Here is a 25,371-nt window from a genome sequence, read left to right as displayed (position 1 = left end):
TGCGGGGACAGCGCGCCGGCCGGAGCACAATGGTGGGGTGACCGATCCGTTCGACGCCCTGATTCCGCGCCCGCGGCGGGAGCTCGCGCCCGGCGCCGTGCACGTCCCCGACTGGCTGGACCCCGACCGGCAGCGCCGCCTGGTGGACCTCTGCCGCACCTGGGCGAGCGGGCCCGTCCCGATGCGCGCCGTGACCATGCCGAACGGCGGCGTGATGTCCGTGAAGAGCGTGAGCCTCGGCTGGCACTGGCTGCCGTACCGGTACAGCCGTACGGCCGACGACGTCGGAGGCGCCGCCGTCGCACCCTTTCCGGAGGTGCTGCGCGCGCTGGGCCGCGACGCCGTGACGGCGGCCTACGGTGAGGAGGCGGGCTCCTCCTACGAGCCCGACGCCGCACTCGTGAACTACTACGACGACGCGGCCCGGATGGGCATGCACCAGGACCGCGAGGAACGGATCAGCGCCCCGGTCGTCTCCCTCAGCCTCGGTGCAACATGCGTGTTCCGGTTCGGCAACACGGAGAACAGGAACCGCCCCTGGGAGGACGTGCAGCTCGCCTCCGGTGATCTCTTCGTCTTCGGCGGACCCTCACGCTTCGCCTACCACGGTGTCCTGCGGACCCTTCCCGTGACGGCGCCGGCCGGTATCGGCTTCGAGGGGCGGCTCAACATCACGCTGCGGCAGACGGGCCTCGGCTAGCGCCGTCGATCGGCGAGGATGATCCCGCGGGCGTACGCGGCCTGGCCGGCGTGCTGCACGGCGTCGTCGAGCACGCTCACGAGCCGGACGAGCAGGGTGACCGGCGGATCCCAGCGCTCGTCGACCACCCGGTGGAGGTCCTCCTCGTCGAGGTCCGCCACGAGGGTCCGGGAGATCCGATGGACCGCGTCGAAGTAGTCCAGCAGTTGCTGCGCGGACGCCACGCGGACGGCGTCGACCTGGTCCCGCGAGTGCCCGTAGCCGGTGTCCTCCCGGTCCAGCGCGAGGTCCCAGCGGTCGGCGAAGCCGTCGGCCAGCCACACCTGCTCGTGGCCGAACGCCTCGGCGAGGTGGCTGTCCGCCACCCGCGTGAGGTGCCAGACGAGCCACGCGACCGGGTTCGCGGATCCACCCGGTCGGAGGGACAACTGGTCGGCATCGAGGCCGCGCACGGCGCCGCGGACGAGGCCCGGCAGCCGGGAGAAGGCTTCGGAGAGGACCTCGACGGACGTCATCGGCGATCCCGTCCTGCGGCACGAGCGGCCCCCGGCAGGCGGAGCCGACGGCGCCCCGTGCCCGGCACGAGCGGAAGGATCACGGCAGTGCCGCGGAGCCCCGAAGGCGGATCCGGCTGCTCCGCCCGGGCTTCCCGCCGTTCGAGTTCCTCGACGACGGCGTGGTAGCGCTCCCGGCTCCCGGGGGAGGGACGGTCCGCATCGAGCCGCTGGTAGATGCGGTTGCAGAGGATCCTCAGCCGGCGGGTCGGCACCTCGCGGAGATCCTCCGGGATGTCGGCCTCCGCACCCAGGAGGAGGCCGGGGAGGAGCGCGCGCTGACCCTCCTGGACGGTCGTCACCCCGTTCAGCCGCACGGTGGGATATTCGAGACTGTGAGGAAGATGATCCATGGCCTGCTCCACATCAAGGTCCATGGCCCGCTGCTCGACCAGATCCCTGCAGTCTAGGTATTCGGCATCGTGATGGAAAGCGCCTGGCGTCGGAAGGAATCGCTTGCATCCCGGGGGACGCCGGCCTCCCGGTAGAAGCCCTCGATGTGGTCGCGGACCAGGTCCGCCGCCGTTTCGCCCCGACCGGCCAGCACCGCGTCCAGGATGGCGCGGTGCTCCGTTCGGAGGCGGTCGGAGGTGGTGCTCCAATCCGGGAGCCGGGCCGTGAGCCGCTGCGTGTACGCCGCGATCGAGCCGCGGAGCGATCCCATCATGGCACCGATCAGCACGTTGCCGGCAGCCTCCGCGAGCGCTACGTGGAAGAGGGCATCGCGCTCCAGGAAACCGTCCGGGCCGTCGTCGTGCTGGTCCATCTCGTCGAGGAGGAGGGCCGCGCGCGCCAGGGCGGGCGAGTCCGGGGAGGCGTGGGCCGCCGCCCACGTCTCGAGCAGCAGTCGCGTCTCGACGACGTCCTTGACGGGCAGGTGCGCGCTCGCGACGTGGAGCCGCAGGGCGGAGTCGAGGGCCAGCGCGGGATTGCCGGTGATGACGGTCCCGGCCTGCGGACCGGAGCCCACGCCGGCGCGGACGACGCCGAGCGCCTCCAGGACGCGTGTCCCCTCCCGCACGGAGGCACGGGAGATGCCGAGCTGCTCCGCCATCGCGCGCTCCCCCGGCAGGCGGGACCCGATGGCAAGCCGGCCTGCCGCGAGTTCCTGCTCGAGCCATGCAGACACGACCTGGTGATTGCGCATGCCGCCAGCATAGCTTGTGTGGTCGGACCACACGCCGTAGGATCTGTGGTCCGACCTCACTCGGCGCTCGACGACGCCGGCTGAGCCACGGCCCGACGACGAGCAAAGGCAGACCATGCAGACACCCTCGAGTGCATCCGTTCCTCCCGCCCTGAGGCGCCGGATCCCCAAGGTCGCGGACCTCGCACCGCTCATGCAGTTCAAGAAGCCGGAATTCGGCGCCGCCGGGCGCCTCCAGCGTGCCAACACCGTCTGGGATCTCCGCGACCTGGCCAAGCGGCGCACGCCCACCGCGCCCTTCGACTACACGGACGGTGCGGCGGAGGCCGAGATCTCCCTGGGGCGTGCACGCCAGGCGTTCCTCGACGTCGAGTTCCGGCCGGGCATCCTGCGGAACGTGGAGACGGTCAGCACGGTCACCCCGATCCTCGGGAGGGACTCCGCACTGCCGTTCGGTATCGCCCCCACCGGCTTCACGCGCATGATGCAGTCCGAGGGCGAGTACGCCGGGTCCCGGGCGGCCGCGGCTGCGGGCATCCCCTACACGCTCTCGACCATGGGCACGGCATCCATCGAGGACGTGGCGCAGGCGGCGCCGGACGGGCGCAACTGGTTCCAGCTGTATCTGTGGACGGACCGCGACCGCTCCATGGAGCTCATCGCGCGTGCCGCCGCGGCAGGCAACGACACCCTCATGGTCACCGTGGACACCGCGGTCGCCGGGGCCCGCCTCCGGGATGTCCGGAACGGGATGACCATCCCGCCGGCTTTGACCCTGAAGACTGTCGTGGATGCCTCGTACCGGCCTGCGTGGTGGTTCAACTTCCTCACCCACGAACCGCTGTCCTTCGCCTCCCTCTCCCGCTACTCGGGCACGGTGGCGGACCTCATCAACTCGATGTTCGACCCCACCCTCACGTTCGAGGACCTCGACTGGCTGCGCAGCGTGTGGAAGGGCAACCTCGTGGTGAAGGGCATCCAGACGCTCGACGACGCGAAGAAGGCGGTGGACCACGGTGCTGACGGGATCATCCTGTCCAACCACGGCGGGCGCCAGCTGGACCGCGCGCCCGTCCCCCTGCACCTGCTGCCGCGCGTCGCCGCCGAGCTGAAGGGCAGGACGGCGATCATCCTCGACACGGGCATCATGAGCGGCGGGGACGTCGTCGCCGCCATGGCACTCGGTGCCGACTTCACCCTGATCGGCCGGGCCTACCTGTACGGCCTCATGGCCGGTGGCCGCAAAGGCGTGGACCGCACCCTCGAGATCCTCGGCACGCAGACGGCCCGCACCATGCAGCTCCTGGGCGTGAACCGGATCGGGGACCTCAATCCCGACCACGTCCGGCTGCTCGGCGAAGCACCCGCCGATGCCGATCTGCCGAAAGCCGCGATGACGCTGTAGGTGCCATCGCGATCCCGTTCCCGGACACCCCGGGTCCCGCTACATATCGATTCGGTATCAATTTCCGGGAGAGCCCGGATGCCGGTCTAGTCTTTCCTCCAGTGGTCCTGCCCTGGGCGGGCCCGAGGGACCGATCCGGGAGACGAATATGGCGCGTAGGCGGGTGCACCATCCGTTGCCCTACAGGCGCGCCCGGTCCCTGCTCTACGTCATCGGGCTGTTCTGGCTGTGGCTGTGGCTGGGCAGCGGCGCCCTCGTGGATGGGCTCCACCATTCGCCGGTCCACGCGGCGCTCGCGGTGTACGCGGTCGCCGTCGTCCTCCTCGTGTCCATCCCCGCCGCGCTGCTCGCGGTGATCAGGATGCTCCTCACGCACCCCCGCCGGCGCGCCGTCGTCATGACCCTGCCACTCCCGCGGCAGGCACCGCGAGAGGACGCGCACTGGTGGTACGGCGGGAAGGCCTCCTGAGGACTGCCCGCGGAACGGGACGGCCCCCTCGAGGGAGCGCCGTCCGTCAGCACCAGCGGGAGGTCTAGCCCTCGCAGTCGGTGCAGTACTGCCGGCCGTCCTTCTCGAGGGCGATCTGGCTGCGGTGCCGGACCAGGAAGCAGGACGCACACGTGAACTCGTCCTCCTGCGGCGGGATCACCTGGATGAGGAGTTCCTCGCCGGAGAGATCCGCACCCGGCAGATCGATGCCCTCCGCGGTGTCGCCGTCCTCGACGTCGACCGACGACGACTGGGCGGTGCTGCCGCGGTTCGCCTGGAGTGCCTCCAGGGACTCCGCTTCCTTGTCCTCGTCGTTGTTGCGCGGTGCGTCGTAGTCCGTTGCCATGCCGATGCCGTTCTTCGAGGGGTCTGGTGCCCGGTGGGGCGTGTGCAGCACCTGAGTCTAATGGCAGGAATCAGCGCGCACGCGGCTTCCAGCGCTCCCGTGATGCTTGTCATACCACCCGGAGCCGGGGTCCGCCTGCCGGGAAACCGGTGGACGCCCAGCCGGCTGCGCTGGCACGCTGGACATCATCCCAGCCCACCCGACGACGGGGAACACCATCGCCTCATCCACCCGGCCTCCCGCATCCGCTCCCCGCGCGGGGGCGCGTTCCCCCGGGCGTCGTAACGTGCTGGTGGGGGTCCTGTTCGGCTGCGGGATCATCGCCTTCATCGACGAGGCCGTGTTCCACCAGCTGCTCCATTGGCACCACTTCTACGACCGGTCGACGCCCGGCGCCGGCCTCGTGTCCGACGGCCTCTTCCACGCCTTCAGCTGGTTCGCGACGGTGGCGTCGCTCTTCCTGTTCGCCGACCTCCGACGCCGCAACGCACTGGACACCCGCCGGTGGGTGGGCGGAACCCTCGTGGGGATCGGCGCCTTCCAGCTGTACGACGGCGTGATGCACCACAAGATCCTGGACCTGCACCAGATCCGCTACGGCGTCGACCTCCTGCCGTACGACCTGCTGTGGAACGGCGCCGCAGTGGTGTTCCTGGTCGCCGGACTCCTCGTGCTCAGGACGGCCCGGCGCGCCGGACGCGGGGGCGACACCGCGGACCGTGCCTGACGGCCCGCACCACCCCGGACCACCGGCGCCCGTCGTCGGTGATCCGACCGCCTTCGCGCTGGACGCGGCCGCCGTCGTCGTCTGGGCCTGCCTCGCCGTGCTGTATCTCGCCGCCGGGCGTGCCGCCGCCCTGCGCGGACGCGACGCCCGTCCGCTCCGGTACTCGATCGCATGGCTGTCCGGGACGGCGCTCGGGCTCGCCGTGACAGCGGGCCCCCTCGCACGGGCCGCCGCCGGGACCCTCACCGGGCACATGGCCGTCCATCTCGTCCTGGGCATGATCGTTCCACTGCTGCTCGTCCTCGGCGCTCCCGCCACCGTCTTCCTGCGGGCCGTGCCGGGCCGGGTGGGGCGCACGTACAGCAGGATCGTCCGTACGGCGGCGCTGCGGCTGCTCGCCCATCCCCTCACCGCCATGCTCCTGGCCACGGTACCCATGGCTCTTCTGTACTGGGACGGTGCAGGGCTCGCGGTGCTGCACCACGCCGTGCTCGGACCGCTCCTCCACGTCCACTTCGTGGCATCCGGCACCCTGTTCGCCTATGCCGTCATCGGGATAGACCCCCATCCACACCGCGCACCTGCCTGGGTCAGGGCGGCGGTCGTCGTGGCGGCCATCGCCGTGCACGGAATGGTCGCTAAGCACCTGTACTCCGTGGCCGGGCGGGGCGGCATGCCTCCCGACACCGAGCAGGCGGCCCTGCTCATGTACTACGGCGGCGATGTGGCCCACGCCCTCCTGCTGGTCCTCTTCTGCGCGCAGGTCTACCGCGAGACGGGACGGCACCGTCGAGGAGCCAGGATGCCGTCCGGGAGCACGGCCGGCTCCGACGCAGGACCGGGCGGGTCACGGACAGCCGGGTGACGTCCTGCCGCTCGCTGCGGGTGACCGGCGGCTCGGCGACGTAGGCTGGTCAGCGCCCCGGCTGCCGTCGGGGCGCTGCCCGAGAGGGGCGGGTGCGAGCAGACGGGAAGGCCTGTGCCATGAACGAACCCGAGTGGGTCCAGCACGCGATCTGGTGGCAGGTGTACCCCCTCGGCTTCGTGGGCGCGGAGAAGTCCGCCACCCAGGAGCCGGCCGGGGCGCATCGCCTGCTCGGTCTGATCCCGTGGCTCGATTACGCCGTGGACCTGGGCATGTCGGGGCTGGCACTCGGGCCCGTCTTCGCCTCCGAGACGCACGGCTACGACACCACGGACTACTTCGCCATCGATCCCCGGCTGGGCACGCTCGAGGACTTCGACACCCTGGTCGCGGAGGCGAACAGGCGCGGACTGCGTATCATCCTCGACGGCGTCTTCAACCACACGGGGCGCTCCTTCGCGCCGTTCCAGCAGGTCCTCGCCCAGGGGCCGGACGCGCCGACCACTGCCTGGTTCTCCCTCGACTGGCCCGACGGCGCCGGGCCCGGCGTCGAACCCGGGTACCGCGATTTCGAGGGCCACCACCACCTCGTGGCCCTGAACCACGAGGAGCCCGCGGTCGCGGACTTCGTCGTCGAAGTCATGGAGTACTGGCTGGGACGCGGGGCGGACGGCTGGCGGCTCGACGCCGCCTACGCCGTGCCGTCGTCGTTCTGGGCCGGGGTGACGCGGCGGGTCCGGGAGGCGCACCCCGACGCCTACTTCGTCGGCGAGTACATCCATGGGGACTACGCTGCGGCGGTCCAGTCCGGCGGCATCGATTCCACCACCCAGTACGAGCTGTGGAAGGCGATCTGGAGTTCGCTCAACGATGCGAACCTCTACGAGCTCGCCGCGGCCCTCGAGCGCCATGACGCGCTCCTCGCGGCCTTCGCGCCGCTGACCTTCATCGGGAACCACGACGTCACACGCATCGCGAGCAGGCTCGAGGACGCGTCCCTCGTGGAGCACGCCGTCGTCGTCCTCTTCACGGTCGGCGGGACGCCCTCCGTGTACTACGGGGACGAGCAGGGCTACCGCGGCATCAAGGCGGACCGCGCCGGGGGCGACGACGACGTCCGCCCCCTCTTCCCGCGCTCGCCGCAGGACCTCTCCCCGATCGGCGGGCCCGTCGTCGCCCTGCATCAGGAGCTCATCGGGCTGCGCCGCCGGCACGCATGGCTGCACCGGGCGAGGACCCAGGTGCTCCACCTGTCCAACGAGGTGCTCGCCTACCGCACCGCGCTCGGCTCCGACGCGCTCGTCGTGGTGCTGAATCTCTCCCACGAGGCCCAGCGCGTCGGTGTCGCCGGCGCGTCGTCCGTCCTCGCCGGACACGCGGCGGTCGACGGCGGCGCGGACACGGCGCTCGTACCGGCCCGGCGCTGGGCCGTCCTCGGCTGAGGCACCTCCCGCGTGGATAATGGAGTTCCACGCCATGTTGCAGGGAGGGTCAGATGAGTTGGGACGAGCATCCCGGGAACACCGACACGGCCGACTTCACGCCCTGGCCACGGCCCGTCCCGTGGCACGTGCTCACTGCCATCAAGAAGGTGCTCCTCGTGGCCGCGGTCCTCGTGGGCGTCCATCAGCTCTTCCCGTCCACCACGCTCGGCTCCTCCCTGAGCAGCACCTTCACCCTGCTCGTGGTGATGTCCTGGCTCGGACCACTCGCACGGATCCTCGCGGCGAAGCCCTGGACGCGGAAGGACCCCGACGAGGAGTAGGCGACGCGGCGCGACGGGTAGGCGGTCTTCATCGGTCGGCTAGGGATGTTCCGCCGACTCCTCGAGGGCCTCGCACAGATCCACCACGCCACTGGTGGTGTCCCTGACGATCTCGACCGCATCGGGTTCGACGGCGTCCTCGTCCTCCGAGAGGCTGATCTCGATCCTCAGCTTCCCGTCCTCGAAGTAGAAGAGCTCCGGGAACCCTCCTCTGTCCAGCTCCGCCGAGTCGGTCGCACTCACCGGATAGACGATCGAAGGCCCTTCCAACGTCTCCACGACGGTCGACCTGTCCGCCGAGATCCGCTGGCTGCCCGGCCCGGAGACGTCCAGTTCGTCGATGAAGCCTCCGTCGGGGAGGTCCCCGCCAGGGGTCGCCGTCAGGTCCACGGTGCCATCGCCCCGGTACCTGATCACCGTCGACCCATCGTCCTTGAGCGTGGACTTGTAGTAGACGTCTCGGACGTCTCCGGAGGTCATGGTGACGCTGGTCCCGCACGCCGGGAACTCGATGGGGTCGTAGTAGTCGTCGGGGACGGGCACGTACTCGCCGTCCGTGTCCGCCGGCGGCCAGGGGGCGGGAACCTCCTCCCCGGTGGCCGATGCGGCAGAGGCCGGCCCCGCGACGAGGGACAGCGTGGCGAGAAAGGAAAGACACAGCTTGTTCTGGATGATCATCTCAGGCTCCCGAGTGCGGCAGGAGTGCAGCCGTGGTGCGTCCTGCCCGGATAAGGGGTGGATGCCGTGAAGGCGACGGGTCCGCCGACGGAACGGTCATCACCGTGTGCGTCAGTCAGGTCGTGCACCGCAACAAGCTACGCCCGGATTTTTCGGGCTGTCAATGGCAGCCGACGCCATACCGCTACCCGATCGGCGGACGAACCTACCCGCCGACCACCGGGGCACCGACAGCGTGCACGTGCTGTGGGATCGAGTGGAGCTTAGGGGAATCGAACCCCTGACCTTTTCATTGCGAACGAAACGCTCTACCAACTGAGCTAAAGCCCCGGATACTACTTCCGAACACCAACACTGTACCCAGAAGTTCCCCCTACGCCCAAAGCGCGGGTGGTTCCCGCCCTCAGCGTGGATGTCAGCGCGCGGGCGTAGTCTTCTCCCCATGTCCAGCACCCCCACCCCGGCAACCGCCGGTCCCTCGAAGCACGACGAGATCAGGGCGTGGCCGGCCCTCTGGTCGCTCGTCATCGGCTTCTTCATGATCCTCGTGGATTCGACGATCGTCTCGGTTGCCACCCCGGCCATCATGGAGGGGCTGGACGCCGGCATCGACAGTGTCATCTGGGTGACGAGCGCCTATCTGCTGGCCTACGCCGTACCGCTGCTCGTGACGGGCCGGCTGGGTGACCGCTTCGGGCCGAAGCGCATCTACCTGGTGGGGCTGGTGGTCTTCACCCTCTCGAGCGCCTGGTGCGGGCTCTCCGGCACCGTGGAGGCACTCATCCTCGCCCGCGTGCTGCAGGGGTTGGGTGCCGCGCTCATGACGCCGCAGACCATGTCGGTCATCACCCGGATCTTCCCGCCCGAGCGGCGCGGTGCCGCCATGGGCCTGTGGGGTTCCGTCGCCGGCATCGCAACCCTCGTGGGCCCCGTGCTCGGCGGCATCCTCGTGGACTCCGCCGGGTGGGAGTGGATCTTCTTCATCAATGTCCCGATCGGCGTCATCGGCTTCATCCTCGCCTCCCGCCTCGTCCCGACCCTGCCCACCACGTCCCACCGCTTCGACATGCTCGGTGTGTTCCTCAGCGCAGCCGGCCTGTTCTGCCTCGTCTTCGGCATCCAGGAGGGTGAGACCTACAACTGGGGAACCATCGCCGGCCCCCTGTCCGTCTGGTCGCTGATCATCACGGGCATCGTGCTGCTCGTCGCCTTCGTGGTCTGGCAGAAGATCAACCGCGGCGAGCCCCTGGTGCCACTGCGGCTGTTCCGGGACCGCAACTTCTCCCTCGCCAACACCTCCATCAGCGCCATGGGCTTCGCCATCACCACCATGGCGCTGCCCCTCATGCTGTATGCGCAGACCGTCCGGGGTCTCTCGCCCACGCAGGCGGCGCTGCTCCTGACCCCGATGGCCGTCATCTCCGGCGCCCTCGCCCCCTTCGTCGGCAAATTCGTCCAGCGGGGCAACCCCAAGTACATGGCGATCGCGGGTTTCGCCGGCATGTCGGCGTCCCTCTTCTGGCTGGGGTCCATCCTCACGCCGGACGTCCCGATCTGGCAGCTCCTGCTGCCGATCTCCCTGCTCGGTCTCTCCAGCGCGGGGATCTGGGCGCCGGTGTCACTCACCGCCACCCGGAACCTCGCCCCGTCGCTGGCGGGAGCAGGGTCCGGCGTCTACAACACCACCCGCCAGATGGGCGCCGTGCTCGGGAGCGCTGCGATCGCGGCGATGATGCAGTCACGCCTCATGACGAACCTCGACGGCGGCGGCATGAGCGCCACCCCCGGAGGAGCGCTGCCCGACGAGTCGAAGGCCGGCTACGCCCTCTCGATGGGCCAGTCCCTCTACCTGCCGGCCGGCGTCATCATCATCGGCTTCCTCGCCGCGCTGTTCTTCGCCAGGCCGCAGCGGAACACCCAGTGGTCCCGGGACGCCGCGGCCGCAGGCTCGGCGGACCACGCCCAGGGTGACGCGCGACCGGCGACGGGCCCCCGGGCGACGACGCCCGCCGACTCCTGAGCTGTTGCCTCGGAGAACTACCGGTAGTCTTCTGGCATGGCTGATGAGACGACGGACACACCCACCACTGCCGCGGGGGAACAGGATGCACGGGCCAAGGAGGTGTCGGACGACTTCGCCGTCAGGGAGCACACGTCCGCCTCGGGCCTGAGGTACACGACGACGACCGGGCGGCTCGTCCTGCGGCGGGAGGAGACGAAGGACGGCAAGGTGGACGGCTTCAAGCCGAAGGCCGAGATCTTCCTCGTGGCGTATACCAAGCAGGACGCCGAGCCGGACCGGCCTGTCACCTTCGCCTTCAACGGCGGCCCCGGGTCCGCCTCCGTATGGCTCCACCTGGGGCTGCTGGGTCCGCGCCTGGTGGACTCGGGGGACGTCGGCGCCATGACGCCCGCACCCTTCGGGCTCGTCGACAACCCGGACAGCCTGCTGGAGTCGAGCGACCTCGTCATGATCGACCCGGTGAACACCGGCTACTCCCGCGTCGTCGACGGTGAGGCGGCCGACGAGTTCCACGCGTTCGTCCAGGACCGCGACCTCGTGGCGGAGGTCATCCGCCTCTGGACCACGCGCAACAACCGCTGGCTCTCCCCCAAGTATCTCGTCGGCGAGTCCTATGGCACGCTGCGGGCCGTCGCGGTGGCCGGGCGCCTGTTCGACGCCTACGGCATGGCCGTCAACGGGCTCGGCCTGATCTCCACCGTGCTCAACATGTCCACGCTGCGCTTCTTCCCGGGCAGTGACCTGCCCTACGCGCTCCACCTCCCCACCTACGCCGCCATCGCCCACTACCACGGGCGGCACGGGGACCGCGAGCTCTCCGACGTGCTCCGTGAGGCCGAGGAGTTCGCGGCGCGCGACTTCGGTTACGCCCTGACGCAGGGCAGCCGGTTGAGCCCGGCGGAGTACGACGACGTCGTCGCGCGACTGCACGCCATCACCACGCTCGACGAGGGCTTCATCCGCCGGACGAATCTCCGCTGGGCGTACCACGAGTTCGCTGCCGAACTCCTGCGCGGGGACGGCCTCGCGGTCGGCCGCATCGACGGCCGGTTCGCTGCCCGCCCCGAGAACCAGCAGGCCTCGGACTCCTTCGACGACCCGAGCATGCGGGCGATCACCGGACCGTACTCGGCGGCGATGAACCACTACGTCCGGGCCGAACTCGGCTACGAGAACGACCTCCCCTACGAGATCCTCACCGCCCGCGTCCAGCCGTGGAGTTACCGGACGTTCGAGGGCGCCCCCGTCGACGTCTCCGGCGTCCTCGAACGTCTCCTCGTGCACAATCCCGCCCTGCGCGTGCACGTCGACTACGGCTACCACGACGGCGCCACACCCCACTTCGCAGCCGAGTACGTCTGGGCGCACATGAATCTCGACGACGCCGCCCGGGCCCGCTTCACGCACCACTACCACGAGGCCGGGCACATGATGTACCTGAACCCGATAGCACGTGATGCCCAGCTCCGCGCGCTGGCTGCGTTCGTCACCGAGAACCGGACCACGCGGTAAATGATCAGTAGGATGATGAATCGACCGGCCGTGACCCTCGCGGCCCGGACCCGACCGTAAGGACACACCATGCTGCTGAAGAGAATCCTCTGGGCCCTCGTACCCGTCATCGCATCACGCCTCATGAACCGGCGGGGCCAGCCGTCGCGTGCCAGCAAGACGCGCTACAACGGCAGGTAGCAGCGGCAGGACACCACGGGACAGGAAGGCACGGTATCGCACTCCGGGATGAGGCGGGCTTCGTGGATCTCCGCTCCTACGCGGCGATCGGCGACGGCCGGACAGTGGCACTGGTGGCTCTCGACGGGTCCATCGACTGGTATCCGACCCCGGACCTCGATTCACCGCCGGCCTTCGCCCGGCTGCTGGATGCGCAGGAGGGCTTCCTGTCCCTCGCCCCCACGGGGGACTTCTCGGTGGAGCGCCGCTACGCGGACGGCTCCAACGTCCTGGAGAGCACCTACACCACTGCCGCCGGCACGGTGCGGGTCACGGATTCGCTCAACACGGGAGTGGCCGGCCGCCTTCCGTGGGGCGAGCTCGCCCGGCGTATCGACGGCCTGACCGGTTCCGTGGAGATGGCATGGGCCGTCGCACCCGGCACCTGTTTCGGCGCCGCATCGCCGTGGGTCGATACCGGTGCAGGGCATCCGATCCTGCGCATCGACGGCGTCGCGCTCGGCATCCTCGGCATCGACCACGGCCTCCGGCACTCCCAGGGGCGGTCCGTCGCGGGCGCCTTCACCACGTCACCGGACTCGAGGCACCTGGTCGCCGTCGTCTCCACGCACGGCGAGCCCCTCCCGCTCCCGGACCCGCAGACCATCGACGACGGCGTGGGCCGCACCATCGCCAACTGGCAGTCGTGGTCGGACAACTTCGCCTACGACGGCGAGTACCGGCACGCGGTCCTGCGCAGCGCCCTCATCCTGAAGCTCCTGCTGCACAGCCCGTCCGGGTCGATCGCCGCCGCAGCCACGACCTCCCTTCCCGAGAGCGTCGGGGGTGGCAAGAACTGGGACTATCGCTACGCGTGGGTGCGGGACACCGCCTACACCCTGCATGCCCTCACCCGGGCGGGGGTCCGCGAGGAGGTCCACGCCGCCGTGTCGTGGATGCTGAAGAACCTGCGGGCGCAGGGGACCGAACTGGAGGTCTTCACCCGGCTCAACGGTGACACCCCCGAGGGCACCGGACGCCCGGACCTGACCGGCTGGCGCCACATCGGGCCCGTCGTCGACGGCAATCCCGCCGCGGGCCAGCTGCAACTCGGCGTGTTCGGGGACATCTTCGACATCGTGTGGCAGTACGTCCAGGCAGGCCACGCCCTCGATCCGGCGACGATGCGCCAACTCGCCGACCTCGCCGACCTCACCTGCGACATCTGGCAGCGCCGCGACGCCGGCATGTGGGAGTTGCCGGAAGAACGGCACTACGTGACCTCCAAGCTCGGGTGCTGGAACGCACTGCGGTGCGCCGTCCTGCTGGCCGAGCGTGGCCAGCTCCAGGGGCCCGTCGAGCGGTGGGCCGCGGAGCGCGACCGCATCCGCGACTGGGTGCATGAGCACGGCTGGTCCGAGGAACGCCAGAGCTACATCTGGTACCCGGGGTCCACCGAGCTCGACGCCTCGATCCTCCTGCATGCGATGAGCGGTTTCGATCGCGGACCGCGCATGTCCTCCACCCTGGACGCCCTCCGCGCGGAGCTCGGCGCGGGCCCCCTGCTCTACCGCTACAGCGGGATGCAGGAGGAGGAGGCGACGTTCGTGGCGTGCGCCTACTGGATGGTGTCGGCGCTCGTCGCCGTCGGCCGCCGGGACGAGGCCGTGCACCTGATGGAGGAGCTCGTGCCCCTGGCCAACGACGTCGGCATCATGGCCGAGATGATCGAACCGTCCGACAACGCGTTCATGGGCAACCTGCCGCAGGGGCTGAGCCACCTCGCACTGATCGTCGCGGCGCTGACCCTCTCGGGGGAGTCCTGACGCCTACTGGCCGGCGAAGTAGACCCAGACCCCGATGACCCAGGTGGCCCCGGCCAGGCAGGCGAGCGCCAGCTCGGCGAGGATCCCGAAGCCCGTCGCCTTCAGGGCATGCAGGCTCGAGGTCACCGCCTCCCGCACGTTCCGCTGCCGGGCGAACTCGCTCAGGAACAGCCCGAGGGCGAACCCGACGAACAGGCCGACGACGGGGATGAGGAACATGCCCGCGATCCCCGCGAGCACACCGATGGTGACGGACCGGCCCGGGATCCGGCGCTGCCGGAGGGTCCTGCCGGTGAGGACGAGTCCGGCGGCGAGACCGGCACCCGCAAGGACGGTCCCGATCGCGAAGACCGTCCAGCCCGTGGCGCTCCCCACCGTGAGCGCCCAGACGAGCAGCGACACGATGATCAGGATGCTGCCCGGCAGCACCGGCACCACGACCCCCGCGATGCCCACGGCGATCAGGGCCCCACACACCACGGTCATGAACAGCTGAGGATCCATGGCCCCAGTCTTCCATCCCCCGGTGCGGCGCGGCGCCACCGGTCTTTCCACCCGCCGTCATGGGATACTTCAAGGAATACTAAGCCACCTTAGCGAGCCTGCGGGCCCTGAGATCAGGAGGACCGATGAGTACACCGGCAACAGGGAACACGGACGGCGAGCGCCGCGGCGCCGTCGGGTCCGAGCACGCCCAGACCCAGGACAACCCCACCGAACTGATGGACACCCACCGCACGGGAGCCGGAGAGAGCGGCTCCGGCGCGTCGGCCGTGGCGCCGTCGTCGGCGCGGAGCGGAGGGAACGACGCCGGGAGCGGGTACGAGTCCGACGACGACTCGGTCGGCGACTACGTCCCGGGCATGTATTCCGGTAGTTCGGCCGACACCGAGGACAGCACCCCCACCCGCCGGCAGGCGGCGCCGATCTCCGCCTCGCGGGAGGAGCCGCGCCCTGCGGAGCACACGAGGACGCAGGCCCACACGCAGGTGGTCCCCGTGACGCCCGCCGGCAAGCGCGAGGAGCGCGGCACCGCCGATCCCGGCACCGACCGCCCCCTCCCCCGCGGCGCCGTGGCCGGCTCGGGTGTGCCCAGCCCGTCCGACCGCAAGCTGCTGCACCAGCGGGAGAAGGAACACTTCGGGGGCATGAAGTTCGGCTCCGCGTTCTTCGGCTGGCTCACCGCGACGGGCATGTTCGTGTTGCTCTCCGCGGTCGTGGGCGGCCTGGCCGCGCTGTTCGGCGTCGGCGGCACCCTCTCCATGCAGGACCTCACGAGCGGTTCGGGCGAGGCGCAGACCGCGGCCATCACGACCGCCGTCGTCCTCGGCATCATGCTGCTCGTCGCCTACTACACCGGCGGCTACGTCGCCGGACGCATGGCACGCTTCAGTGGCGCCAAGCAGGGTGTCGCCGTCTGGCTCTGGGCAGTGGTCGTCACCCTCGTTCTCGCGATCATCGGACTCATCGTCGGCAACCAGGCGAGCGTCACCGAGCGGGTCCAGGGTCTCGGCCTCCCCGCCCTGCAGGACTTCACGGGTCCCGGGCTCCTCGCCCTGCTCGTGGTGGCCGCCATCGCACTCGTCGGGGCCATCCTCGGTGGTCTCGCCGGCATGCGGTACCACCGCCGGATCGACCGCGCGGACTTCGACGCCCTGGACGAGGCGCCGTAACCGTCCAGCACCGTACAACACAGCAGCCCCGGACTCACAGGAGTCCGGGGCTGCTGTGGTCTGCCGTCAGGACCTACGGCGAAGGCATGCCGCCGTTGACGTTCAGGGTCTCGCCGAGCACGTAGCTCGACTCGGAGGACGCCAGGAAGACGTAGGCGGGCGCGAGTTCGGTCGGCTGGCCCGCACGGCCCAGCGGGGTGTCCTTCCCGAATTCGGGCAGTGCCTCTTTCGGCTGTCCGCCCGAGGGCTGCAGCGGCGTCCAGATGGGTCCGGGCGCCACAGCGTTGACGCGGATGCCCTTGGGCGCGAGCTGCTGCGCGAGTCCCTTGGTGAAGTTGTTGATCGCGGCCTTGGTGCTCGCGTAGTCCACGAGGGTGGGCGAGGGCTCGTAGGCCTGGATCGAGGTCGAGTTGATGATCGCCGAGCCGGGCTCGAGGTGCTTGAGCGCCTCCTTGGTCACCCGGAAGAACGAGTAGATGTTCGTCTTGTACGTGTGGTCCAGCTGCTCGTCGCTCAGGTCCTCGAGCGACTCGACCGCCACCTGCTTGCCGGCGTTGTTGACGAGGGTGTCCAGTCCGCCGAGGCCGTCCACGGCCTGCTGCACGAGGGAGATGCAGTACGCGGGGTCCTTCAGGTCACCCGGGATGCAGACGGCCGTGCGGCCCTCCGCCTCGATGAGTGCCTTGACGACCTGCGCGTCGCCTTCCTCCTCGGGGAGGTAGGACAGGGCGACGTCGGCTCCTTCGCGGGCGAAGGCGATGGCCACGGCGGCGCCGATCCCGGAGTCCGCGCCGGTGATGAGGGCCTTGCGACCCGTGAGGCGGCCCGTTCCGCGGTAGGAGGTCTCGCCGCGGTCGGCCTTGATCTCCATGCTGGACTCGAGCCCCGGCTCCGCCGTGTGCTCGGCAGGAGGGGTGATGCTCTCGAACCTGGTGACGGGGTTCTGGAAGGTGTACTGGTCGGTCGATCCTGTGGTGCTCTCGGAGGTCATGAGTGTTCTCCCTGGGTTGGTGCGTGTCCTGCGCCGCGACGGACGCCGGAACGAAGGTCGGCCCGCCGGTAAAGCTAAGCCTACTTACGACCCTAGGCGCGCGAGGACACCACCGACAAGTCGAGGACCACGCCGGACCGCACTGGCGGTAGCCGGCCTCGAGGACTATGGGGCGGCGAGGGCAATCCTGCCGCAGGCGCGCACCGGCCGGAAGGTACTAGAAGATGACGGAGAAGAAACCCGCACCGATGCTGAGGACCAGGGCGGCGACGAGGAGCCAGACGATCGGGGTGCGGAGCCTGCGCATGTGATCCATAGGCGCCGAGTCTAGTCGCCGCTCCGCGGCCACCGTGCATCGCCTCGGGACGACGGGTGCCCGACCTGGGCCGCGGCCGCCTGTCGGGCGCGGGCCAGGCGCTTCAGCCCGTCGGCCGGGCGGACGGGTTCCGGCCATCGCGGTTGCAGATCGTCACCCAGCGTCACCTTCCGCAGGCGCCGCCCGAACATCGGCACCACCCACTCCCCGAGCCAGGCCGACTCGCGGCGCAGCCCCGCCACCAGCCCCGCATACCCCTCCCGCTCGGGCAGGCGCGGCGTGAGGGAGTGGTCGACGCCGAGGACCCGCAGCACGTGCGCCGCCAGGTTCCGGTGCCCGGCGGGGGACATGTGCAGCCGGTCGGCGTCCCACAGTCCCGGATCCGAGTACTCGTCGAAGCACCAGTAGTCCACGAGAACGGCGTCGTACGTTCGCGCGATGCGCCGCACGTGGTCGTTGTAGAGCCAGTTGCGGCGCTTCATCGGCTCGAAGACGGGGCTCAGAGGGATGTCGAACCCGGTGAACAGGAGCGGACGGGCGCCCGATGCCGCGATGCGCGCCACCACGGACTCGTACTCCCGCATGAGGGATGCCATGTCGGTACGCAGCTCGAGGATGTCGTTGCCGCCGGCGTAGAGGCTGACGAGGGTCGGCTCGAGGGCCAGCGCGCGGTCCACCTGTTCGTCCCGCACGTGATGCAGCCGCTTGCTGCGGATCGCGAGGTTCGCGTACTCCCATGCGGGGTCCTGGCGCCCCAGCTGCTTGGCCACGCGGTCCGCCCAGCCCCGCACCCCGTTGGGGAAGGAGTTGTTCCAGTCACCGACCCCCTCGGTGAAGGAGTCCCCGATCGCCACGAACCGTCCAGCCATTCGAAGGAGCCTAGCGGCGCCCGGCGGCCCGCGGACCATCGGTCGGCGAACAGACGGTGAAGCGGGGAGGAAATATTTCCGTCCCCGCCGTGGCTGTTCCGGGCATGGAGCAGCGCATCGCAGTCACAGGGTCGACCGGCATGGTGGGCGGACGTGTCGCCCGGGAGCTCGCCGCCGAAGGGGTGCCGCTGATCCTCCCGGTCAGGTCACCGGACCGGGCGGAGCATCTCGCCGACGCCGTCATCCGGCAGTGCACGTACGCCGACGCCGACGCCTCCGCCGCGGCGCTCGCGGGCGTCGATGTCCTGTTCATGGTCTCCGCTGCCGAGGAGGCCGACCGCGTGGCGACCCACCGCACCTTCATCGACGCGGCGAAGGCGGCCGGCGTGCGGCACGTCGTCTACACCTCGTTCCTCGGCGCCTCCCCCGACGCCACGTTCCTGCTCGGCCGTGACCACTGGGCCACGGAAGAGTACCTGCGGCGCTCCGGCATGGCCTGGACCTTTTTGCGTGACAATCTCTACCTCGACGTCGTACCCGCCCTCGCGGAGGACGGCGTCATCCGCGGTCCGGCCGGGGACGGCCGGCTCTCCGCCGTCGCCCGGTCCGACGTCGCCCGGGCAGCCGCCGCAGTGCTGCGGACGCCTACGGACCACGAAGGCAGAACGTACCGGCTGACCGGCCCGGAGTCCTTCACCCTGACCGAGGCCGCTGCGATCATCAGCGCGGCGACCCCCGCGACCGTGCGGTTCGAGGACCAGACGTACGACGAGGCGATGGCCTCCCGGGCCCACCACGGCGCGCCGCGCTGGCAGGTCGAGGCCTGGGTGAGCACGTACACGGCCGTCGCCCGCGGCGAGCTGGCCGAGGTGTCCCCCGACGTCGAGCACCTCACCGGGCGGCGCCCGCTCGGCCTCCGCGACCTCCTCGCGGCGCAGGGCTAGGTCCGGATGCGGAAGGACGTCGTCCCGGACCCCGCGAACAGCCGCGCGTTCTACAAGTTCCTGACCTCCGTCGTCGTGCCACGCCCCATCGCCTGGGTCTCGTCGACGTCCGCTGAGGGCGTGGACAACCTGGCGCCGCACTCGTTCTTCACGATCGCGTCGGTCAACCCGCCGATCGTCCAGTTCACGTCCGTGGGCCGCAAGGACTCCGTGCGCAACATCGAGGCCACGGGCGAGTTCGTGGTGAGCTTCACCCCGGAGGACCTCTTCGAGGCCGTGAACGCCACCGCCACCGACTTCCCGCCGGAGACCAGCGAGTTCGACGCCGCCGGGCTCACCCGGGAGCCGAGCACCGCGGTGAAGCCACCGCGGGTCCTGGAATCCCCCGTGGCGCTCGAGTGCCGGCTGCACCTGATCCAGGAGATGGGCGACTGCACCCTCGTCTTCGGCGAGGTGCTGCACGCCGCGGTCTCGGAAGACGTGCTCGACGGCGACCTCCCCTCGATCGCCGCGCTCAGGCCGCTCTCGCGGCTGGGGAAGAACGAGTGGGGCACCGCGGGGACCATCCGGACGATTCCGCGCATCCCCGTCGGGGACTGGCCCGCGCACTACCGCGGGATCCGCACGGCTCCCGCCGCCCCTGAGTACCACGCGGAGCGCCGGAAGAGGGAATACTAAGGGGGCTTTCTTCTGTGTCCTCGGGCCCTTACCGTGAAGAGATGTTCTTCCTCTTCGGCCTCACCACACGTGAGCACCTCCAGTCCACCCGCTCCGCTTCCTGCCGCTACTGCGGGAGGTTCGCACCGCAGCAGGTGATCCAGCGCAGGACGAAGATCTCCGTGTTCTTCATCCCGCTCCTCACCGTGAACAAGACACGCCTGCAGGTGTGCACGAACTGCGGCGGCACCTCGCGCATCAACGGTGCGGAGGAGCGCGCCCTGGTCCGCTGACCGCGGCGGCGCTCAGCCTCCGACGGCGCCGATCGTGCCCCTGACCATGCTGACGCTGGAATGGGTGGGGTCCCCGTCGAAGGGCTCGTCGGAGATGTCCACGATGGGGAACTGCGCCAGGTCGATGTCGTCCGGCACCGCGAAGCTGCCATGCTCCGCCTCCAGCAGGCCGACGCTGTACATCTCCTGCAGGTCGGGGGCGATCAGCCACACCTGCCGGAACCCCTCCGGCGTCGCCCCGGCGAGGTCCACGTCGAGGCTCCGGGTGCCGTCCTCGGCACGCGAGACCGTCGCCTCCCCGGAGCCGGAGAAGCCGGGCAGCGGCTCGAGCTCGGTCTGGGCCAGCACCACGCTGTTCTCCCCCGGCCGCAAGGTCTCCCACCCCCAGAGCGCTCCTCCACCCACCAGGATGCCGACACCGGCGGCGACCGCAAGCCAGCGGGTGGAGAACTGCCGCCTCCCGCGGTCGGGCCTGTCCCTGACCGCAGAGAGGTTCTGCACGGTCGCCACCGACTCCGCATCGGGCCCCGCGCCCTCCGCACGCAGGCCGAGCTCGGCCCTGATGGCCTCCCAGATCGCCGGGTCGGGCCGCTCGAGGACCGCTACGGTACCATCGGCTTTCGCGGCGGCGACGACGCTCCGCAGTTCGTCCACCTCGGCCGCGCACGTGCCGCACTGTCCCAGGTGCTCCTGCGACCAGGGGTCGAGTGGTTCACCCAGCGCAGCGAGTCCGACGGCGTCCGGATCAAGATGCTGCATTCCACTCCCCCAATCGATTGCGTAGGTGCACGAGACTCCTTCGGATGTGGCTCTTGACGGTTCCCAGGGGGAGATTCATCCGCGCCGAGATCTGTTGATGTGTGAGGTCTTCGTAGAAGGCCAGCTTGAGGATGGAGCCCTGGGGCTCCCCGAGCCGTTCCAGCTCCGAGCCCAGGACCACGCGGTCAGTGATGGTGTCCACACCGAGATCGAGGGCGGCTCCGGATTCCGGGGCGAAGCCGGCCCGGGCCACCAGCTGTTCCTGCCGGCTGCGGGCCGAGAGCGAGTCGAGGATGACGTTCCGGCAGATCCCCATGATCCACGCCGGCACCACCCCTGATTCCGGGTCGAAGCGGTCCCTCGATCGCCAGGCCCTGACGAACACGTCCTGGGTGACGTCCGCGGCGGCCGCACGGTCCCTCAACGATCGCAGGGCGATCGTGTACACGAGCGGGGAGAAACACTCGTACGCAGCGGTCATCGCCCGCTCGTCCCCTGCGGAGAAATCCAGGTCGAGCTGCTTCGTCCACTCGGGGCCCGGAGATGCCACGTGTCACTCCTCAAGCCGGGGCCGATGCCGCACCGATGCGGCATCCTGTGATCCTAGGCTCTTACCCCATCAGACTCAGAGCGGTAGGGCTGTGAGCACTACATTATCCTCATAATCCCCTTCCTCGGGCAGCCACTCACCCCCACAGGTGATGATCTTGAGCTCGTGGCCGCCGTCGCGGTCGAAGATCTCCGACCCGTCCAGCGTGGCCTTCGGGACGTTCCGTACGTCGGAGACCGCATAGGTCAGTGACCGCCCGTCCTCCAGCCCCACCGTGACGGTGGTCCCGATCGCGACGTCCTTCAGCTGGGCGAAGGGCATCACCTCCGTGAGGCTGTCGACGTGGGCGGCGATCACCGCATTGCCGGCTTCCGCACCTGGCGCGGGGCCGTACCGGTACCACCCCGCTTCGTAGAAGCTGTCGGGGATCTCCATGGCGTCGTTCTCCTCGATCCCGACGTCCACGACCTTCACGGAGATGTCGGTGCCGGCGACGACGAGCGAGACCGGGGCCGGGTCCTGCGGCCGGAGCGCCCCGTCCGCGGGCTGGACGGGCACGTCGGTGATCGCCGTCGGTGGCACGGCTGTGTCGGACGCCGGGGCTGGGTCGGGCACCGGAGCTGCGGCGGCGCCGGCGGGCGCCGACCGGGTGGGGACGGGAGCCGTGATGGCCGGTGCCGGATCCGCCGGATCGTCGGCCTGCGCGCATCCCACGAGGAGGATGGAGGCGAGGACCGCCGCGGCTGTCGCTGATCGTCTGGGATGCACTGTCCGGAACTCTCCTGCAGATGGGGTGCCGGGCGGGGAGGAGTGGGGCGCCTCCCCGCCCGGCAGTACTGGTGTCAGACGCGGGCGGTCCGACGGCGGGCGACGGCTGCCACGCCGCCCAGCAGGACCAGGAGGAACGCCCCGATCCCGACGGCCGCGCCGTTGTCGTCCTGGGCCGCGAGGCCGGACTGGCCTCCGGGGACGGCACCCGGCGAGGAGTGGAGTCCCTCGATCGACTGGGTGGCGAGCGCGAGGTTGCCGGCCTCGAGGCTGCCCCAGGCATAGACGATCGTCGAGGTGCCCTCGGGGAGGTTCAGATCGGCAGGGCCGATCACCGGGTCGGTGGTGCCCGTGGCTGCGACGGCCGCCGACACCATGCCGGGATCCGTGGTCAGCGAAGCCTCGTCCGGGTTGCTGAGGTTCTGGACGATCGGCGCATCGCCGGCCAGGACGTCGACGGCGGGAGCGGCCGCGACGTGGCGGACCGTCAGCCGTGTCTTGCCGGCCTCGATGGTCGAGACGTCGTTGGTGAAGAAGTTCGCCGTCGGCTGCCCCGCGGCGTCGAGATTCGCCGTCGCGGTGTAGTTCCCACCGGCCTCCAGCGTCACGTCGACGGGACCGATCACCGGCGCACTGGCATCCGCGGCGTCCGACGCCGTGATGGCCAGCTGGTAGTTCCCCGCCGGCAGGGCGAGCGGACCGGCCAGCGTGCCCGGGGTGAAGTCGTCCAGCGTGAGGGCGCCGTTGACGTAGACGTCGACGGTGAGGTCGGGGACGCCGTGAAGGACGGACAGGGACGCATCGGCCGGCGCTTCGGCTGCGGTCGCCGGGGCGGCGATGGACGCTGCTCCCAGGGCTGCGACGGCTCCAATGGCGTACAGGCTTCGTTGCATGGCTACTCCTTGGTGTGGCCCCGTGGCGGGGCTTTTTCGCTGACACCCGGTACTACCCGATGGCGGGGCGATTCGGATGCACGGAACACCAAGAATTTTTTCGGTCAGGCGTTCCAGAGCCCGTAGGAGTCCGCGAGGGAGGAGATCTTCTGCGCGCGTGCCAGGCGCGGCAGGTAGGAGCCGTCACCCACCACGGCGCCGGCGGCGTGCTCGCGGAGGAGCTCGGCGGCCCAGCTGATCTCGGACTCACTGGGCGACAGCCCGCGGTTGATGGTGTCGGTCGCATCGGTCAGCAGGCACAGCTTGCCCGTCATTCCCATGGAGGCCGTGACCCTGCAGGCCTCGAGCAGCTCGTCCCCCAGGGCGCCGACGGTGGGGCCGTCGATCGGTCCGGGCAGCTGCCCCACGCGGGAGGCGACCACGAGCTTCGACCGCGCATAGGCGAGCGCCATCGGGTCGTCGGAGGCACCGGTGTCGCGCCGGAAATCGCCGACGCCGAACGCCAGGCGGAACGTGCCCGGCGCGCTGGCGATCGCCGTCGCGTTCTCGATGCCGAGCGCCGATTCGATGAGCGCCAGCACGGGCGTGCCGGCCTGGAGGCGCATGGCCGTGTGGGTGACCTGTTCGGGCTTCTCCGTCATGGCGAGCATGACACCGCGCAGGCCGGGCGCCCTGGACAGGGCGGCCAGGTCATCGGCCCAGTACTCCGTCTCGATGCCGTTGACCCGCACCCACGCCGTCATCCCGGTGGAGAGGGCCTCGACCACGCGCTCCCGCGCTTCGGCCTTGCCTGCCGCGGGGACGGCGTCCTCCATGTCGAACACCACGGAGTCGGCCTCGGAGGTGAGGGCCGGGATGAAGGTGTCCTCGGAAGCCGCGGAGGCCAGCAGCCAGGATCGTGAGAGCTTGGCGGGAAGCGCTGCGGCGCGGCTGTTTCTGAGGAAGGTGGCCATGGTCAAACACTACTGAGGATCGCTCCGAGTTACCCAACGAACATCACCGCATCGCGTGAACACTACGACCAAAACCGGCCGGGCGAGCCGGGACCGCGCACGGGGGTTCACCGTGCAGCGGACCCCTGCCCGTCGCGCAGGGGGTGCGACATGGTGAGCTCGTCCGCCGATCCGATTCCGGACGGGTCCGCCACCAGCATGGCCCTGCGGTCCGCGTCGCTGCCCGTGGAAGCGGCGGCGGTCTCGGTCAGCAGGGCCAGCTGGTGCTCGAGCGCCGTTCGCCGCTCGGGGAGCGCGACGGTGAGCAGATCCTCCAGCGCTGCCCGCAGGCGCCGGACGACCTGGGGTGATCCCGCGCCGGCCTGCCGGATCTCGTCGAACGCGGGCGCACGTAGCCCTCCCAGTGCATGGTGGGCACGGTGAGCCGCAGCGTCCCGTCCCTGTCCTCGTACCGGCCGTCGTGCAGCGGTCGCTGGGCGATCTGGCGCAGGATGTCGTGGATGCGGTCGATGGACTGCACGGCGGTGGTGGGATCATCGAGGGGTCCTCCTGACAGGGAGTGCTCGGCGATGTCCACCAGCATCCTCAGGCCGTAGGCCACGTCCTGGTTCATGGTCCGCTCGGGGCCGGTGACGATGGCCCTGCTCACGGCGCGGTGGGAGATGCCGGACGGATCGCCGACGATGCGCACGATCGAGGCCCCCTTCGGCACGAAGTCCCCCACCGCCCACAGCAGTTCGAACCGGCAATCCGCCTTCGTGGCCAGGAGGATGAGGCGATCGTGGTCGATGGTGAAGACGACCCCGCCGTGGGGCGCGGAGACGAAGCCTGGATCAGGGTCCGCCGCCGTCCCCGATCCCGGGTAGACGCGATCGAGGGTCTTCAGTGTGTCGTGGGCGACCCAGCCGACCAGCGCCGCGGCGCGCAGGGACTGACCGATGTGATTCAGGTACCAGACGAGTGTCGCGATGCACGAGAGCACCAGCACGATGGCGATGAGGACGGCAAGGCCAGGGACGGTCCCGCCGTCGGGAGTGGTCCTGATGGCCCGCATCGAGGGCAGGGCGTGGCTGAACGTACCGGCGAACAGGCCGAGCGCCACCTGGCTAGGGCGGTCCTGCAGGATCTGGCGGACGATGCGCGGCGAGAAGCTGCCCATTGCGAGCTGAACGACCAGCACCAGTAGCGACAGCACCAGCCCCGTGAGGGTCAGCATCGCGAAAGCGATGAGATAGAGGATCTGCATCGCGGCCGTGGTGTCACCGGTGACACTCTCGGGGATCATGTCTCCGTCGTCGATCGACGTGGTGATCAGGGACAGGGCGATGCCCCCGAGGATGAACAGCACCGGCACGACCCACAGGCTCGTCTTGAGCCAGTGTTCGAGGCGGAATCGTCTCATGACCACCTACTTCTGAACCATCGAGTGCATCCCGCCCACTCTTGCTGGCTTCGGGGTCCCGGTGCAAGGACTCCCGCCCTCCGGTCCGCGGTCGCCACCGCCACGA

General features: G+C 70.0%; 28 protein-coding genes and 1 tRNA gene. 14 read left to right on the top strand and 15 right to left on the bottom strand.

The features are described 5' to 3' along the window. Positions 1 to 37: 37 nt before the first annotated feature. The gene (locus CXQ92_RS11420) at positions 38 to 700 is read left to right on the top strand and encodes an alpha-ketoglutarate-dependent dioxygenase AlkB (protein ID WP_104167840.1); all 663 of its coding nucleotides are present in this window, start codon (positions 38 to 40) and stop codon (positions 698 to 700) included. Here the strand turns inward: CXQ92_RS11420 and CXQ92_RS11415 are convergent. The 3 genes from CXQ92_RS11415 to CXQ92_RS11405 are packed head-to-tail and all read right to left on the bottom strand — an operon-like array spanning position 697 to position 2,401. Further along, positions 697 to 1,215, bottom strand: coding sequence for a DUF664 domain-containing protein (locus tag CXQ92_RS11415; protein ID WP_104167839.1), 519 nt, complete (start codon positions 1,213 to 1,215; stop codon positions 697 to 699). The two genes, CXQ92_RS11420 and CXQ92_RS11415, sit on opposite strands and share 4 nt — an antisense overlap. Continuing rightward, on the bottom strand, positions 1,212 to 1,631 hold the full coding sequence (locus CXQ92_RS11410) for a hypothetical protein (protein WP_146067455.1): 420 nt from the start codon (positions 1,629 to 1,631) through the stop codon (positions 1,212 to 1,214). Before CXQ92_RS11410 ends, CXQ92_RS11415 begins: the two co-directional genes overlap by 4 nt. A 29-nt stretch (positions 1,632 to 1,660) precedes the next feature. Continuing rightward, positions 1,661 to 2,401: a FadR/GntR family transcriptional regulator gene (locus tag CXQ92_RS11405; RefSeq protein ID WP_104167837.1), complete on the bottom strand. Its 741-nt coding sequence runs from the start codon at positions 2,399 to 2,401 to the stop codon at positions 1,661 to 1,663. A 115-nt stretch (positions 2,402 to 2,516) separates the two neighbouring features. Between CXQ92_RS11405 and CXQ92_RS11400 the strand changes: the two genes are divergently transcribed. Next, entirely contained in the window at positions 2,517 to 3,806 is a 1,290-nt protein-coding gene (locus CXQ92_RS11400; protein WP_104167836.1) for an alpha-hydroxy acid oxidase, read from the top strand. Positions 3,807 to 3,954: 148 nt separating this feature from the next. Then, positions 3,955 to 4,275, top strand: a complete 321-nt coding sequence (locus CXQ92_RS11395; RefSeq protein ID WP_146067454.1) for a hypothetical protein — start codon at positions 3,955 to 3,957, stop codon at positions 4,273 to 4,275. A gap of 64 nt (positions 4,276 to 4,339) precedes the next feature. Here CXQ92_RS11395 and CXQ92_RS11390 read toward each other — a convergent pair whose 3' ends face one another. Continuing rightward, positions 4,340 to 4,642, bottom strand: a complete 303-nt coding sequence (locus CXQ92_RS11390) for a DUF4193 domain-containing protein (RefSeq protein ID WP_104167834.1) — start codon at positions 4,640 to 4,642, stop codon at positions 4,340 to 4,342. A gap of 292 nt (positions 4,643 to 4,934) precedes the next feature. On the opposite strand from CXQ92_RS11390, the gene CXQ92_RS11385 reads away from it, so the two are divergent. The 4 genes from CXQ92_RS11385 (at position 4,935) to CXQ92_RS11370 (ending at position 7,999) form a co-directional block, all read left to right on the top strand. After that, on the top strand, positions 4,935 to 5,369 hold the full coding sequence (locus tag CXQ92_RS11385; RefSeq protein WP_306738559.1) for a DUF2243 domain-containing protein: 435 nt from the start codon (positions 4,935 to 4,937) through the stop codon (positions 5,367 to 5,369). After that, positions 5,362 to 6,234, top strand: coding sequence for a cytochrome c oxidase assembly protein (locus CXQ92_RS11380; RefSeq protein ID WP_104167832.1), 873 nt, complete (start codon positions 5,362 to 5,364; stop codon positions 6,232 to 6,234). The genes CXQ92_RS11385 and CXQ92_RS11380 overlap by 8 nt, the downstream gene beginning before the upstream one ends. A gap of 119 nt (positions 6,235 to 6,353) precedes the next feature. Then, on the top strand, positions 6,354 to 7,676 hold the full coding sequence (locus tag CXQ92_RS11375; RefSeq protein ID WP_104167831.1) for an alpha-amylase family glycosyl hydrolase: 1,323 nt from the start codon (positions 6,354 to 6,356) through the stop codon (positions 7,674 to 7,676). Between the two features lie 53 nt (positions 7,677 to 7,729). Next, positions 7,730 to 7,999: a hypothetical protein gene (locus tag CXQ92_RS11370; RefSeq protein WP_104167830.1), complete on the top strand. Its 270-nt coding sequence runs from the start codon at positions 7,730 to 7,732 to the stop codon at positions 7,997 to 7,999. A gap of 39 nt (positions 8,000 to 8,038) precedes the next feature. Here CXQ92_RS11370 and CXQ92_RS11365 read toward each other — a convergent pair whose 3' ends face one another. Both CXQ92_RS11365 and CXQ92_RS11360 read right to left on the bottom strand, forming a co-directional pair. Then, positions 8,039 to 8,677, bottom strand: coding sequence for a hypothetical protein (locus CXQ92_RS11365; protein WP_104167829.1), 639 nt, complete (start codon positions 8,675 to 8,677; stop codon positions 8,039 to 8,041). Between the two features lie 257 nt (positions 8,678 to 8,934). Further along, a tRNA-Ala gene (locus tag CXQ92_RS11360) sits at positions 8,935 to 9,007 on the bottom strand. Positions 9,008 to 9,119: 112 nt separating this feature from the next. On the opposite strand from CXQ92_RS11360, the gene CXQ92_RS11355 reads away from it, so the two are divergent. The 3 genes from CXQ92_RS11355 to CXQ92_RS11345 all read left to right on the top strand — a co-directional run bounded on the left by CXQ92_RS11355 (position 9,120) and on the right by CXQ92_RS11345 (position 14,197). Continuing rightward, positions 9,120 to 10,697: a DHA2 family efflux MFS transporter permease subunit gene (locus CXQ92_RS11355; RefSeq protein ID WP_104167828.1), complete on the top strand. Its 1,578-nt coding sequence runs from the start codon at positions 9,120 to 9,122 to the stop codon at positions 10,695 to 10,697. 36 nt (positions 10,698 to 10,733) lie between these two features. Then, entirely contained in the window at positions 10,734 to 12,212 is a 1,479-nt protein-coding gene (locus tag CXQ92_RS11350) for a S10 family peptidase (protein ID WP_104167827.1), read from the top strand. 242 nt (positions 12,213 to 12,454) lie between these two features. Further along, positions 12,455 to 14,197: a glycoside hydrolase family 15 protein gene (locus CXQ92_RS11345; protein WP_258069873.1), complete on the top strand. Its 1,743-nt coding sequence runs from the start codon at positions 12,455 to 12,457 to the stop codon at positions 14,195 to 14,197. 3 nt (positions 14,198 to 14,200) lie between these two features. Here the strand turns inward: CXQ92_RS11345 and CXQ92_RS11340 are convergent, their stop codons facing one another. Beyond that, on the bottom strand, positions 14,201 to 14,701 hold the full coding sequence (locus CXQ92_RS11340) for a DUF456 domain-containing protein (RefSeq protein WP_104167825.1): 501 nt from the start codon (positions 14,699 to 14,701) through the stop codon (positions 14,201 to 14,203). Between the two features lie 125 nt (positions 14,702 to 14,826). Between CXQ92_RS11340 and CXQ92_RS11335 the strand changes: the two genes are divergently transcribed. After that, positions 14,827 to 15,870 (top strand): hypothetical protein, encoded by a 1,044-nt coding sequence (locus CXQ92_RS11335; RefSeq protein WP_104167824.1) that lies wholly within the window; start codon positions 14,827 to 14,829, stop codon positions 15,868 to 15,870. Positions 15,871 to 15,943: 73 nt separating this feature from the next. On the opposite strand, the gene CXQ92_RS11330 is transcribed toward CXQ92_RS11335, so the two are convergent. Both CXQ92_RS11330 and CXQ92_RS11325 read right to left on the bottom strand, forming a co-directional pair. Continuing rightward, entirely contained in the window at positions 15,944 to 16,861 is a 918-nt protein-coding gene (locus CXQ92_RS11330; RefSeq protein WP_104167823.1) for an SDR family oxidoreductase, read from the bottom strand. A 327-nt stretch (positions 16,862 to 17,188) separates the two neighbouring features. Continuing rightward, the gene (locus CXQ92_RS11325) at positions 17,189 to 18,046 is read right to left on the bottom strand and encodes an SGNH/GDSL hydrolase family protein (protein ID WP_258069872.1); all 858 of its coding nucleotides are present in this window, start codon (positions 18,044 to 18,046) and stop codon (positions 17,189 to 17,191) included. Between the two features lie 89 nt (positions 18,047 to 18,135). Between CXQ92_RS11325 and CXQ92_RS11320 the strand changes: the two genes are divergently transcribed. Genes CXQ92_RS11320 through CXQ92_RS11310 form a run of 3 tightly spaced genes read left to right on the top strand, consistent with a single transcriptional unit; the run spans position 18,136 to position 19,940 of the window. Then, positions 18,136 to 18,990 carry an SDR family oxidoreductase gene (locus tag CXQ92_RS11320; RefSeq protein ID WP_306738557.1) on the top strand — a complete coding sequence of 285 codons (855 nt, stop codon included), beginning with the start codon at positions 18,136 to 18,138 and terminating at the stop codon, positions 18,988 to 18,990. Positions 18,991 to 18,996: 6 nt separating this feature from the next. After that, positions 18,997 to 19,668, top strand: coding sequence for a flavin reductase family protein (locus CXQ92_RS11315; RefSeq protein ID WP_104167820.1), 672 nt, complete (start codon positions 18,997 to 18,999; stop codon positions 19,666 to 19,668). A gap of 41 nt (positions 19,669 to 19,709) precedes the next feature. After that, positions 19,710 to 19,940 carry a zinc-ribbon domain-containing protein gene (locus tag CXQ92_RS11310; RefSeq protein ID WP_104167819.1) on the top strand — a complete coding sequence of 77 codons (231 nt, stop codon included), beginning with the start codon at positions 19,710 to 19,712 and terminating at the stop codon, positions 19,938 to 19,940. A gap of 12 nt (positions 19,941 to 19,952) precedes the next feature. On the opposite strand, the gene CXQ92_RS11305 is transcribed toward CXQ92_RS11310, so the two are convergent. The 6 genes from CXQ92_RS11305 to CXQ92_RS11280 form a co-directional block, all read right to left on the bottom strand. Next, positions 19,953 to 20,699 (bottom strand): anti-sigma factor, encoded by a 747-nt coding sequence (locus CXQ92_RS11305; RefSeq protein ID WP_104167818.1) that lies wholly within the window; start codon positions 20,697 to 20,699, stop codon positions 19,953 to 19,955. Further along, entirely contained in the window at positions 20,686 to 21,249 is a 564-nt protein-coding gene (locus tag CXQ92_RS11300) for an RNA polymerase sigma factor (protein ID WP_258069871.1), read from the bottom strand. Before CXQ92_RS11300 ends, CXQ92_RS11305 begins: the two co-directional genes overlap by 14 nt. A 75-nt stretch (positions 21,250 to 21,324) precedes the next feature. Beyond that, positions 21,325 to 22,017 (bottom strand): class F sortase, encoded by a 693-nt coding sequence (locus CXQ92_RS11295; RefSeq protein WP_258069870.1) that lies wholly within the window; start codon positions 22,015 to 22,017, stop codon positions 21,325 to 21,327. A 74-nt stretch (positions 22,018 to 22,091) separates the two neighbouring features. After that, entirely contained in the window at positions 22,092 to 22,910 is an 819-nt protein-coding gene (locus tag CXQ92_RS11290; RefSeq protein WP_104167817.1) for a DUF4397 domain-containing protein, read from the bottom strand. Between the two features lie 104 nt (positions 22,911 to 23,014). Beyond that, entirely contained in the window at positions 23,015 to 23,863 is an 849-nt protein-coding gene (locus tag CXQ92_RS11285; protein ID WP_104167816.1) for a CoA ester lyase, read from the bottom strand. A 247-nt stretch (positions 23,864 to 24,110) separates the two neighbouring features. Beyond that, complete coding sequence (locus tag CXQ92_RS11280; RefSeq protein ID WP_104167815.1) at positions 24,111 to 25,265, bottom strand: DUF2254 domain-containing protein; 1,155 nt, start codon at positions 25,263 to 25,265, stop codon at positions 24,111 to 24,113. Positions 25,266 to 25,371 lie beyond the last annotated feature (106 nt).

Source organism: Arthrobacter sp. SX1312, assembly GCF_002929295.1.
Classification (GTDB): Bacteria; Actinomycetota; Actinomycetes; order Actinomycetales; family Micrococcaceae; genus Arthrobacter_D.
The sequence above is the reverse complement of the archived record's forward strand: the minus strand, read 5'-3'. Positions and strand labels throughout refer to the sequence as shown.